Annotated in this window: 7 protein-coding genes; 3 read left to right on the forward strand and 4 right to left on the reverse strand. The window is 42.0% G+C overall.

Going from position 1 to position 12,765, the window contains the following annotated elements; genetic code table 11:
- Window positions 1-209: 209 nt before the first annotated feature.
- Together AC1HJP_RS12525 and AC1HJP_RS12530 are read right to left on the reverse strand one after the other, a co-directional pair.
- Window positions 210-3,113: a TonB-dependent receptor domain-containing protein gene (locus AC1HJP_RS12525; protein ID WP_480362115.1), complete on the reverse strand. Its 2,904-nt coding sequence runs from the start codon at window positions 3,111-3,113 to the stop codon at window positions 210-212.
- A 449-nt stretch (window positions 3,114-3,562) separates the two neighbouring features.
- On the reverse strand, window positions 3,563-4,681 hold the full coding sequence (locus AC1HJP_RS12530; protein ID WP_480362116.1) for a tRNA nucleotidyltransferase/poly(A) polymerase-related protein: 1,119 nt from the start codon (window positions 4,679-4,681) through the stop codon (window positions 3,563-3,565).
- Window positions 4,682-4,781: 100 nt separating this feature from the next.
- Between AC1HJP_RS12530 and AC1HJP_RS12535 the strand changes: the two genes are divergently transcribed.
- Both AC1HJP_RS12535 and AC1HJP_RS12540 read left to right on the forward strand, forming a co-directional pair.
- Window positions 4,782-5,702: an ExeA family protein gene (locus tag AC1HJP_RS12535; protein WP_480362117.1), complete on the forward strand. Its 921-nt coding sequence runs from the start codon at window positions 4,782-4,784 to the stop codon at window positions 5,700-5,702.
- Between the two features lie 11 nt (window positions 5,703-5,713).
- Window positions 5,714-6,802, forward strand: coding sequence for a general secretion pathway protein GspB (locus tag AC1HJP_RS12540; RefSeq protein WP_480362118.1), 1,089 nt, complete (start codon window positions 5,714-5,716; stop codon window positions 6,800-6,802).
- A gap of 112 nt (window positions 6,803-6,914) precedes the next feature.
- Here AC1HJP_RS12540 and AC1HJP_RS12545 read toward each other — a convergent pair whose 3' ends face one another.
- A complete protein-coding gene (locus AC1HJP_RS12545; RefSeq protein WP_480362119.1) occupies window positions 6,915-8,123 on the reverse strand; it encodes a cyclic di-GMP phosphodiesterase in 1,209 nt (402 codons plus the stop codon).
- Window positions 8,124-8,260: 137 nt separating this feature from the next.
- Window positions 8,261-12,064, reverse strand: coding sequence for a bifunctional proline dehydrogenase/L-glutamate gamma-semialdehyde dehydrogenase PutA (putA, locus tag AC1HJP_RS12550; RefSeq protein WP_480362120.1), 3,804 nt, complete (start codon window positions 12,062-12,064; stop codon window positions 8,261-8,263).
- Between the two features lie 138 nt (window positions 12,065-12,202).
- Between putA and AC1HJP_RS12555 the strand changes: the two genes are divergently transcribed.
- On the forward strand, window positions 12,203-12,682 hold the full coding sequence (locus AC1HJP_RS12555; RefSeq protein WP_058029014.1) for a winged helix-turn-helix transcriptional regulator: 480 nt from the start codon (window positions 12,203-12,205) through the stop codon (window positions 12,680-12,682).
- Window positions 12,683-12,765 lie beyond the last annotated feature (83 nt).

The following is a 12,765-nucleotide window of genomic DNA, read 5'->3' on the forward strand; positions in this document are numbered from 1 at the left end:
AATGACAGCGCTTCGGCGCTGTTTTTTTATGTCTAAAACAAAATAGTAAATAATCTCTTGAGAGACGAGAGATAGCTAAACCCATTTTCATAAGCGATAGTAACAATAGAATAGCTTGATTCAGAAATACAAGTATTAGTTGTCAGTCAGTTTGAGGCAATAAAAAACGCCTCCGAAGAGGCGTTTTGAAATACTAACTTCTAATTAGATTAGAAAGTGTATTTAGCACCGATTGATAGACGGCGGCCTTTAACGTCAAAGAATTCACCATCATCATAAGTGAACGGGTTACGTGGTGGTTCACGGTCTAATAGGTTGTTAATACCTACACGTAACTGTAACTCATCCATTAGGTATGTCTTGTACATGAAATCAAATGTCGTGTAAGACGGGATATCGTTATAGTTGTTGTCTTCTGCAGTCCAGTCGTTGTCATTTACTGTTGCATGACGGTAGTTTGCTGTTAATACATAAGATGAATCATCTTGAGAGTAAACAGCACTTAAACGACCTTTCCAGCGTGGAGACGCAGTTTCACCAACGTAGTTACGGAAGTCTTCTTCACGACCAGTTGAGTTTTGGTTGTCATCAATTAGGTACGTTGCAGTTAGCTTAAGAGATAGGCTACCGTTGAATACGTCTGTACGGTAAGCTGACTCGAAGTCCATACCTTTCTTAGTGATTTGTGCAGCATTGATTGGACGAGTGTAGAAGTGAGTGATATTGCCCGTCTTCTCGTCACGCTCAAAGTTACCACAGAATGGGTTATCTAAAGAAGATGACTCATAACATAGGGCAACACTGTTACGACCGAAGTATTCAATCGCGCCATCAACTTCAAATGACCAGTAGTCCACTGTGAAGTCTAAACCGTCTACGAATGAAGGCGTGTAAATCACACCAACTGTGTAGTCATTTGATACTTCATTTTCAAGGTTTTGGTTACCCTGAATGTAACCAGGTAGACTACCGCCACCGATCCAGTCATCAGTTGGCATCCAACCTGCAGCTAGGCCATCTGCTTGACAGTTCTTGATGACATTGTCTTTGTATTTGCTACCAGAACTTGCAATTGAGTCGGCACGACATACGTCCGCACGACCTGAGCTAAACGTTTTTGAGTTTGGTGTGAATAAATCACCTAGGTTTGGCGCACGTACTGATTTAGAGCGGTTTAAACGTACACGTAGGTCGTCAGTTACACCCCAGTTAAGCGCCAGTTTCCACGCGTTATCAGAACCAGTTACAGAGTAATCCATGTAACGGAATGCAGTTTCTAGTGTTAGATCTGTCGCTAGGAAAGCATCTTCAAGAAGTGGAATTGAGATTTCAGCTGATAGTTCATCAACTTCAATTTCACCGTCCATCGGAAGGCTAGAGTTACCAAAGATTAAGCCTTTTTCCATGTTTTCAGATGGAGCAGTTGTTGCTGATTCACGACGGTGCTCCGCAGTGAATGCTGCTGCTACATAACCAGCCGGTAGTTCATATAAAGAACCATCAACAGTTAGTGCAAATACAACTTGGTCGTGCTTAGCAAAACGAGTTGCTGTCGTTGCGATATAATCTTGCTGAGCTGCTGTTGCAGATGTAGCACCCATTGGGTTGAAAGGTGTACAACCTTCAATTGCACCAACCACATTGCCTTTCGCATCGCGATCAGCACATACGATTTGACCGTTATACTCTACAGCGTCAATCGCGTTTGCAAGGTTCTGTGTTAATACTTCACCTGTCCAAAGCGTATCTTGCTCGATACGTCCATATTGAACGTATGTGCTGTAACCCCAGTCATCAGATAAGTAACCTTCAGCGCCAAAAGAAGTACGGAATACTTCACGCTCTTGGTTGTACATACGGTCACCCCAAAGGTGCTCGTTTGCTTGACGAAGCGTTACAGAAGTAAGCTCATTGTCGTCCATTAGTTTCGCCATATCATCTTTGATGAATGCGTTGTCGCGACGAATCGTGTGACGGAAGAAAGCAGGTGAGCTTTCAGTTGTTGCATCTGTGTTTGAGTAAGTGAAGTCAAACGTTAATGCATGCTCGTCATCTAGCTGATAAGTACCGTAAGCTGATGCAATTACACGCTCAAGCGGAGTTTGGAAGTAAGACTTATAACCATCGCTAAAGATACCATCACCCATGTTGTTTGCATCAGTGAAGTAACGGTTTGCATCACGGCCAACACCCGGATTTGGGATCATACCTAGGCCGTTGTCGAATGCACGGATGTTACCGTTCTCATCAAACGTGTAATGGTGGTTTAAGTAACCGTCTGTAGAGAAAGCGTTTTTAGTGAAGAAATCACCACCTTCAGAGTAATACGCAAGCGCAGTTGGCTGACCAAGAATAACGCGACCAGGAACATTGTCGTCACCGCTTGCATTTGCTGGGTTGCCATATGAGTTTACTGGGTTTGCGAAGAAATCACGGCTTAGTTTCGTGTAGCTTTCGTTTTCTGTGTAATTTACAGATGCGATGAAAGATAACTTATCTGCTTCCATACCACCTGTGATTGAGAAGTAGTTTGACTCACCACCGCTTTGCTCTGGACGAACTGTTGAAACATCAACTTCGATACCGTCCATAGACTTTTTAGTAATGATGTTTACAACACCTGCAACAGCATCCGCACCATAAACAGCTGCAGCACCACCAGTTGCAATTTCAATACGCTCGATCATTGATGTAGGGATGTTGTTTAAGTCAACAGCAGTGTCACCTACAGAGCCTGGTACGAAACGACGACCATTAACAAGCACCAAAGTACGCTCAGAACCTAAACCACGAAGGTCAGTTGTGTTAAGGCCTGAAGCGTAAATGTAGTTAGTCGTTGTTTCAGGAGAAAGGCCAACTGTCGCTTGAGGCATTTCTTCAAGTAGGTCGTTTACGTTAGTAATACCTTGGTTTTCTAGTTCAACACCGCCGATCACAGTAACCGGAGTTGGAGACGTTAGGTTAAAACGCTTAATTTTAGAACCAGTAACCTGAATGCGCTCTACTTTTTGCGCTTCAGTATCTGTATTTGCTACCGCAACAGTACCTGCTGCAGTACCTGCTAGTACAGCAGCCTGAATGCTTGCTGTTAATAGGTTTAACTTCTTCAACATATAACCTTTCTCTATTTGTTTTGAATCTCACATGCGTTGCATGTGCCATAGGTCAGGTACTGTTTTTAGCATAAGTAATTGTTACTTAATTATTTGCCCTGTTTGTGTTAAATGTTCCCTTTTTGTGAATTGTGTTTTTATTTTGAGTTTTAATTGTTTTTTTTCTTCAATTACAGGTGGTTGCAGTGGTATTTTTTGTAATCATAAATTTACAGGGTAATCCCGTTGGTAGGTTTGTCAATATTGGTTTTAACCCTTTGTTAGTGTGTGCAAACTTTTATTAAAGATATTGTATTTTTAGCGCTCTAAAATGTAACTTTGTTGTTCCTGATATTGTTAATCAGGCTGCTTTAATAGTGAGCATTTAAAAAAGAAAATAAAAAATAGTGGGAACTTTAGAGGTGCTGAATAAAAAGTCACCTCTAAATGTATGCAAAAAGAGCGAGCTGTTAACTGAGTGTTTTTTCTATTGCAGCAATTCGAGCTGTTTGTAATCCAAGTTTAATCGCTGGACCTTGATATCCTAATGCGATGACCTGTTGTGCAGTAACCGCTTGAGATGCCATCGCACAATTTTGTAGCGTTTGTGTAATATCTTGCTGACACTGTGTATATTTTAGTATCTCTAGTAACAAGTTTAAGCGTTCAGGGCGACGCCAAAGATCTATGAGGTTAAAGAACGCTAAAATACTTTCAGGGCTAAAGTTTTTTTCATTTAAAAAGTTATTTAATAACTTAAAGTCTCGCAAGCTGTTTGCATAGGTACTGGGGACTTTAAGCGTTTGTTCTATATGTTTAAGGTCATCTGGTGAGCAGGCTTCTAGACATAAACAAAAGTGACAAACTTGCAGTGTGTCAGAATCAATTGCTATTTCTTTTGTTGCCAGACATTGATTAGCACCTGTAACTATTTGGCTTTCTACGCTGGACCAGCTTGGCAAAATAGGAAGGACATAAATTAAAGCATTAATGCTATTTATTACTTCTAAGAATAAGTGAAGAGTGTTGGTTTTTAGACATTTTTCTATCTCTAACCAGATCCGCTCTTTGGTTAATGTTTTAAGCTCACCGCTGGCAACTATATCTTTCATAAGCAAAAGCGTTTCTGGCGCAATGGTAAAGCCTAAATGGTGATAGCGTGCAGCAAATCTCGCAACACGTAAAACTCGAAGCGGGTCTTCACTAAAGGCAGGGCTGACATGCCTAAGCAAGCGGTTATTTATATCAGCTTGGCCATGATATGGGTCAATCAGTTGTCCATTTTCATCTTGTGCAATGGCGTTGATAGTTAAATCACGGCGATATAAGTCTTCTTCTAAAGTAACAGATGGGTCGAAGTCACATATAAAGCCGGTATAACCTTGTCCGTTTTTACGCTCTTTGCGCGCTAGGGCATATTCGTCTTTACTTTGTGGATGTAAAAATACAGGGAAGTCTTTCCCAACCTGTTTATAGCCCAAAGACTGCATTTCTTCAGGAGTACTACCGACGACGACATAATCGTGTTCTACAACTGGGTAATTTAAAAGCGCATCACGAACAGCGCCTCCAACTAAATAAACTTTCATGTGTATTCCAATGTTTCAACGGGTGCACTTGGTTTCAAGGTTTTATCTTGCGCACTTTTTTGCCATTATAGGGCCTATCATAACAATAAAGAGTTTTATCGTGTATTTAAGCTATTTTGGGTTGAAAGAGAAGCCGTTCTCAATTGCGCCTAATCCTGAGTATTTATATATGAGTGAGCGCCATAAAGAGGCGTTGTTACACTTAAATTATGGACTGGGTGACACGGGTGGGTTTGTATTACTGACGGGTGAAGTTGGAACTGGTAAAACCACCATAACGCGCTCAATGCTGAAATCATTGCCTGAAAATACCGAAGTGGCTTTTGTATTAAACCCTGCGCTTTCTGAACTAGAACTACTCGCAAGTATCTGTGATGAATTATCAATATCATATGATCCTGAAACTGCGACACTTAAAAGCTTAACCGACGCCTTAAAAGCACGATTTACAGAGAACTATAAAGCGGGTGGCCACACTTTACTTGTGATTGATGAGGCACAGCATTTATCACCAAGTGTGCTAGAGCAACTGCGTTTATTAACCAACCTTGAAACAGACGATAAAAAGTTGGTACAAATTGCTCTGATTGGTCAGCCAGAGTTGCAGACGCTACTGCAGCGCAATGAGCTCAGACAATTAGCTCAGCGCATTACCTCTAGATATCACTTATTGGCACTGACTGAGTCTCAAGTGTTTGCGTATATTCAGCATCGCTTGCAAACAGCAGGCTGTGATGCAGCTTTATTCAGTCATGAGGCAGTTGCCCATATTTATAAACGAACTCAAGGTATACCGCGTTTAATCAATCTGTTGGCAGACAGATGTTTACTGGGTGCTTTTTCTGCGCAGAAAAGAGTCATAGATAAAGCTGTGGTTGAACAGGCTGCAAAAGAAGCCCTACCTATGGTCAGTGTGAATAGTGAACCAGCTTCTGAAAGTAAGCTGAAGCAGTTTACGCCTGTCTTGTCTCTTATTGTAGCAAGCTATGTTGTTGGCTTTGCTGCTGCTTATATTTTTTGAGAAGTTCAATTATGTCTATTATTGATGCCGCATTTAAACAATCACAAACTGCAAACAGTACTGAGCAAGCTCACTTAGCATATCAACAAACAAAACAATTGGCTTTTTATAGAAAGCTCTCGATTGGTCTTGCGGGTGTTGGTTTGAGTGTTACTTTTGCATTGGCTGGTTTTTATAGCGGCCAATACCTTCAGAGTCAATCTCAATCAATTGCTACCTTACAAAATCCGAAAGAGCAAGTTGAAGAAACAGTCGAAACAGTAGCGCAGCAAGAAACAAAGCAACAAGACAATGTGTCGCGCTTGCAACCAACTCAGGCGAAGCCGACTGCTGAAAATCCAAATAACCAAGGTGCAGTACAATCCGGTGAACAATATCAATGGATGTCAGTGCAAGTGGGAGTAAACGAGCAAGGGGCACCTATTTTTAAACAGCAATTGGTACCGCTTTCGGCTGTTGCTCAGGTCAGTACTGTGCCAGCTGAGTCTTCTGTTGTTAGCAATAGCGCTTTACTAGAACAACCTGAAGAAGACTTAAGCCAGTATCGTGTATTAGGTAAACCACTGGATGATACGCAGTTGAATAGCCAAGCAGATGTTTCTTCACAATCGACACCATCGCAAGAAGATATTAGTCAGTATCGAGTATTAGGAAAACCATTAGAGTCCGAGCCTAAGACACAAACAGAGCCGTTAAATATCTCGGCCTCTCAGAGCAATACAGAAAATCAATTACCAGAAAATACAGCTGATGAAGCCGCGGCAAGGCTAAAAGCGGCATTTGAGCTTGCGGTTGCAGAAACCGAAGATAAAGATTTTACTGAGGCAGAGCCCGCTGAAACTACGCCAGAAAAAGAGCGCTTATCTATTGAATTTCTACCTGTAAAAACACAAGCTGCAATAGGAAAATTGACGTATCAAGCTCATATTTATGCCACCTCAGAGCATAAGCGTTGGATAAAAATCAATGGCGTTGAACTGTACGAGGGTGACAAGATTAATGATATGCGCTTACTGGAAATCGCACCAGAGGCGAGTATTTTTAGATTTCAAGGGTACGACTTTGCAGTGAAAGCCATGCAAGATTGGCAACCTTATTAACAACTCTTGAACGTAATTTAGATGTAAATGAAGGCCTAAATCACTTATGTTGTTTAGGCTTTTTTATGTAAGCGCCTATTAAGGCGTGCAGAGCCGGATTTATGAAAGCACCTTATGGTAAAACTGAGTGCTTGAAAAACTTAATCAGGTCTAAACCAAACTCTTCAGGTTTTATTGCCGCTTCTAATTCATCCGTACAGCGTTTTTCTGCCAAATCTATGTCTTCGACAGCGATGTGGTACATTGATTTAGCACTGTAAAATATTTTAACAATGGGCTTTAAGGGCTGCTCTGGATTTGAGCTTGCAACCATGCCTATTCTTTGAGACTTCAACTTTACCAAAGAGCCAACAGGGTATACTCCAATACAGTTTATGAATTCATTCAGGAGTTTTTCGTCAAAGTGATGTGGACTGCTTTCTCTGAGCATTTTAAAAGCTTGAATTGGTGTAAGCGCTTTTTTATAGACTCGTTCAGCCGTTAATGCATCAAATACATCAACAATAGAGGCCATTCTGACATAGTCTGATATTTCACCATTACTTAAACCTTGCGGGTAACCAGAGCCATCAAGTCGTTCATGATGAAAACCTGCTACTTCACAGCTTATTTTAGATAAGCCAGCTTCAGTGACAATCTCATAACTGAATTGAGCATGTTGCTTCATTTGCTCGAATTCGCTGTCACTTAGTTTACCGGGCTTATTGAGGACCGCATCATCGACTTTTATTTTACCGATATCATGGAGTAAAGCGCCAGTGGCGAGCTCTTCAATAATCTCTCTGTCTAAACGTAAATGTTTAGCAAAAATAGTAATGAGTGTGGCAACATTAATAGAGTGTTCGAGTAGATAAGCGTCTTTTTGTTTGATCATTGCAATGCAAGATAGGGCATCTTGATTACGGAAAATTGAATCTATAAAGCTCGTTGCTACCTCTTTAAACGCCTCGACATCAATGGGGTTACCCGCTTTTAAATCTGCAAAGGCTTTGGCTTGAAGTGACTTGGCTTCTTCAACGAGTTTCATTGCCTGATTTATTTCAGCGCTGATGGCAGTAGATTTATGCCAAGGGTCTTTTTTTTGCTCAGGCGCATTTTGAATATCAGAGTCAGACGCAGTAATACCGTGTTTGTTATTGCTCAAGTCGAGCATTTTATCAGGGTCAACTTCAACTCTTAAAATACCCGCAGAGGCGAGTTTGTCGATACTAGTTTGTGTTTTGACCCAGCCTTGTGTTTTGACTTGTACACTGCCAGTTTGCTCTAACACACTCACGACATACATACCGGGCTGTAACTCTTCAATGCTTATGCTCTTCACAGTACTTTCTTATTTAGTGCCAGTTATTTAAGCCTAGCAAAAGATAGTTAAAAAGACAGCAGGGTAAGATCATGAAAATAAAAAAGCCTGTACTTAATTAAAAGTACAGGCTTTTTAAAATTAAAGAGTAAAATAGATTATTCGTCGTCTTCAACTAATGTCATAAGCGATGTATTACCACCTGACGCCGTAGTATCGATACTGATAGTCTTTTCTGTCACTAGACGGTTAAGTAGCGTATCGTAGTACTCAGCACTGATCACAGGCAGGATTGCACCCTTACGTGCAGCTAGTTGCATGCTGAAGTAACCTTTACGCGCACAGCCACTTCCAACCACTGCTGCTGCTAGGTGATCATGAGCCAATACTGCTGGAAGCTGATTAAGCTTAGCAACCTGCATAACGCCTTCAGCTACACCACAGCTGATTAACTTGTCTCTAAAGGCAAGTGCTTCTTCGTGGAATAAGTCAGACACTACAGTGATCACTGTATTACCAGCAGCGAGTGAAGTAATGATAGACATAACCCAGAAGTTGAATGAGGTGTCTTTATCTGCAAAACACACAACACAGCCACGAGACTCGTAACGAATTGTATTTGACTCACCTGTAGGACCAGGCAACTGTACAACTTTGCTTAAGCGCTTTTCAACACGGATGATCTGCTCACGTGCATCAGCTAAAGTATGTGATAGGTCATCAGCAAGCTGATCCATAATCTCAACATTGGCAAGTTTTGCTAATAACTGGCGTACCACAGATACGCGGTTATTTAGTGGCATTGCACGCCAGGCTTTTTCATCACGCATTGAGTTTTGCATTAGCTGGCTAACTTGCTCTTGCGCACCCTGGAACGCTTTAAGTTCTTCGGTATCAACAGCAATGTTAGTAACTTGACGGTTATCCGGCGTCTTATTTTCTTTAACTAGACGGAACAGGTAGTTAGGACCACCTGCTTTAGGGCCAGTACCAGAAAGACCACGACCACCGAACGGCTGAACACCAACAACTGCGCCGATCATGTTACGGTTGATGTAAATGTTACCCGCTCGAGATTGCTTAGCTAGGTAGTTTGCACGCTCTTCAATACGAGAGTGAATACCCATGGTTAAGCCAAAGCCAGTGCTGTTTACTTGGTCGATTACTTTATCGATTTCAGTGCCTTTGAAGCGGATCACGTGTACACATGGACCAAATACTTCTTTCTTAAGCACAGATAGGTCTTTGATCTCATATAAACGAGGCGCAAAGAAGAAGTGACCTGTATCACCCATATCAGGAAGCGGACACTCAAAATGCAGTGTTGCATTGCCTTTTAAGTACTCTACGTGTTCAGTAAGTGCGCTATGCGCTTTTTGGTCGATTACCGGGCCAACATCGGTTGAAAGGTAAGCCGGGTCACCAACGTGCAATTCTTTCATTGCACCTTTGATCATGTTGATCACTTTGTCTGCGATTTCTTCTTGTACAAATAGTACGCGTAGCGCAGAACAACGCTGACCAGCAGATTGGAAACCAGAAGAGATCACATCGTCAACAACTTGCTCAGGTAGTGCTGTTGAGTCAACGATCATACAGTTTTGACCACCGGTTTCGGCAATTAGAGGTACTTGGTCGCCACCACGCTCAGCAAGCGTTTGTGAAATACGTGTACCTGTCTCAGTTGAACCTGTGAACATCACAGCTTGAATACGCTCGTCAGGTACAATCACCTGGCCAACTTTGCTACCGCGTGCGATAACAGGCTGAACTACGTTTTCTGGCAAACCAACTTGCTTCATTAGGTCTATAGTGCGAAGTGCAACTAATGATGTTTGCTCAGCTGGTTTTGCAATAACTGTGTTACCTGTCACGATTGCCGCTGCCACTTGGCCTAAGAAAATCGCCAGTGGGAAGTTCCAAGGGCTGATACATAAAATCACGCCACGAGGAGAGAAACGCTCGTCTAAAGAAAGTTCTTCTGCTTTTGCTGCGTAATAACGACAGAAATCAACCGCTTCACGTACTTCATCGATTCCATCTTGGGCAACTTTACCTGCTTCTTTAATACATAGAGCGATTAGTTCATCAGTATGTTCTTCAAGAATATCACCTGTACGACGAAGAATATCGGCGCGCTCGTTGATTGGTACCTTTGACCAAGCTTCGAATGCTTGTTCTGCGTTGGTAACTAGCTGTTTCATTTCAGCTTCGTCTTGATGACGAATTGAACCAAGCACTTCATCGTGGTTTGCAGGGTTAATTACCGCTTCATGACCTTCAGGTACATCGTTGTGCGTAATTAAGTTTTTCTCTACCCAAGCATTTAAATTTTCACGCATTGGCGTGATGTGGTTAATGTTGGTTAAGTCTAAACCTTTAGAGTTGTTACGCTCTGCACCGAACATATCGATAGGCATAGTAATTTGCGTATTGCGCTTGTTGCGAAGACGCTGAATTTTTTCTACCGGATCTTCTAATAGGCTTTCAACCGGCTTACTCTCATCAACAATCGCATTAACGAATGAAGAGTTTGCACCGTTTTCTAATAGACGACGAACTAGGTAAGCTAGTAGGTCTTCGTGCTGACCAACTGGCGCGTATACACGGCACTGTACTTTGTCTTCGGTTACAACTTGGTTGTATAGCGAGTCACCCATGCCATGTAGACACTGGAATTCGAAGTTGTTGTATTCGCCGTTTGCTAGTTCAAGGATTGTCGCAGCAGAGTATGCGTTGTGCGTTGCGAACTGAGGGAAGATCACATCACGCGCGTTCATTAGTTTAATTGCACAGGCTTTGTAAGATACGTCAGTGCTTGCTTTACGTGTGAATACCGGGAAGCCTTCAAGGCCATCAGCTTGTGTAAGTTTTACTTCAGTATCCCAGTAAGCGCCTTTAACTAGACGAACCATCATCTTACGGCCAACGCGACGACATAGGGCTTCTAACCAGTCAACAACCCAGATTGCGCGCTTTTGGTATGCTTGCATTGCTAGACCGAAACCGTTCCAGTCACCTAATGCTTCATCAGAGAATACAGCTTCGATGATGTCTAAAGAAATATCTAAACGGTCAGCTTCTTCTGCATCCACAGTGAAGTTGATGTCATACTGTTTAGCTGCAAGTGCTAGTTCTTTTAGTTTAGGCACGATTTCAGCCATTACACGATCACGGTGTGAAAACTCGTAACGTGGATGAATTGCAGAAAGTTTTACAGAAATACCAGGGCTCTTAATTGGACCACGGCCATTTGCTGCTTTACCAATGACATGAATTGCTGTCATGTAGCTGTTGAAGTAACGCTCAGCATCGGCCATGGTGCGCGCACCTTCACCTAGCATATCATAAGAGTAGGCGTAGCCTTGTGCTTCTTTTTCTTTTGCACGTTCAAGAGCGGCTTCAATGGTGGTGCCCATTACGAACTGCTGACCCATAATCTTCATTGCATATTGCACAGATTTACGGATTGCTGGCTCGCCAATGCGGCCCATAGTGCGCTTTAGTAGACCAAACTGTTCTTCTTTTGATTTGTCTGCATAGTCAACCATCTTGCCAGTTAGCAATAAGCCCCAGCTTGATGCATTAACAAATAGAGAGTCACTGTTACCTAAGTGCGAGCTCCAGTCACCTTGACTTAGCTTGTCACGAATTAGTTCGTCTTGTGTTTCTTTGTCTGGCACACGAAGCAAAGCTTCAGCTAAACACATTAACACGATGCCTTCTTCAGAAGATAAAGAATACTCTTCTAAAAGCGCATCAACACCGCCTTTACCTTTTTGGTCTTTACGAATGTTTAATACCATTTGACGCGCGCGCTCCCAAGCACGGCTTCGAGCAGAAACACCAACTTCTGCTAAAGGCAAAATCTGATCGATGACTTGCTCTTCATCGATTCGATAGAAGTCTCTGATCTTTTGACGGATCGGACACTGGGTCGTTAAGTCGCCTTTAAATAGCATAATGTGAACCCTCTAAAATTATAAGGTGATAGAATTTTCGTGCATTGTATACAAATACCAGCGGAATATGCTGGTTTAATTTGGCGTTTTACGATAATTTACGGCTTAAATCTCAAATAATTCAGCATAAAATTCTGTATGACAACTTCAATCAAAACACGTGTGCTTGATCGCATTGATTTAGCTATTTTAGACGCTTTACACAAAAACGGCAGAATTTCGAACGTAAACCTCGCCAAGGCAGTAAATTTAAGCCCTAGCCCGTGCTTAGACAGGGTGAAAAAACTCGAAAGTGAAGGTTATATAGAGGGGTACAGCGCTCGATTAAACCCTGAAAAATTAGGACAACATCTAGTGGCTCACGTAGAAATACGTCTAAAAAGCTCAACAGAATCGGTATTTGAAACTTTCAAACAGCATATTATTCGGATCCCCCATGTGGTGAGTTGTGACATGGTGGCCGGTGGGTTTGATTATTTAGTGAAAATTCGAGTACCCGATATGACGGTTTATCGTGAAGTGCTAGGGCAGATAGTTGAGATACCAGGTGTTGGTACTAACCATACCTATATGGTAATTGAGCATGTAAAACCTGATTTAGGGGTAGGGGTACTGTAAGGTAAGGAGTGTCTTTACTCGGTTTAATTTATTAAAAGCTTGTAATGCATTCATGTATCTATAAGCTTTCACTCGCTTACTCG

The sequence above is a fragment of the Pseudoalteromonas sp. NFXS53 genome (assembly GCF_056629255.1).

Bases quoted from the DNA above. Each gene is read 5' to 3' on its own strand.
- AC1HJP_RS12530 (WP_480362116.1), bottom strand. From the start codon at position 4,681: ATGAAAGTTTATTTAGTTGGAGGCGCTGTTCGTGATGCGCTTTTAAAT.
- putA (WP_480362120.1), bottom strand. From the start codon at position 12,064: ATGCTATTTAAAGGCGACTTAACGACCCAGTGTCCGATCCGTCAAAAG.
- AC1HJP_RS12525 (WP_480362115.1), bottom strand. From the start codon at position 3,113: ATGTTGAAGAAGTTAAACCTATTAACAGCAAGCATTCAGGCTGCTGTA.
- AC1HJP_RS12540 (WP_480362118.1), top strand. From the start codon at position 5,714: ATGTCTATTATTGATGCCGCATTTAAACAATCACAAACTGCAAACAGT.
- AC1HJP_RS12555 (WP_058029014.1), top strand. From the start codon at position 12,203: ATGACAACTTCAATCAAAACACGTGTGCTTGATCGCATTGATTTAGCT.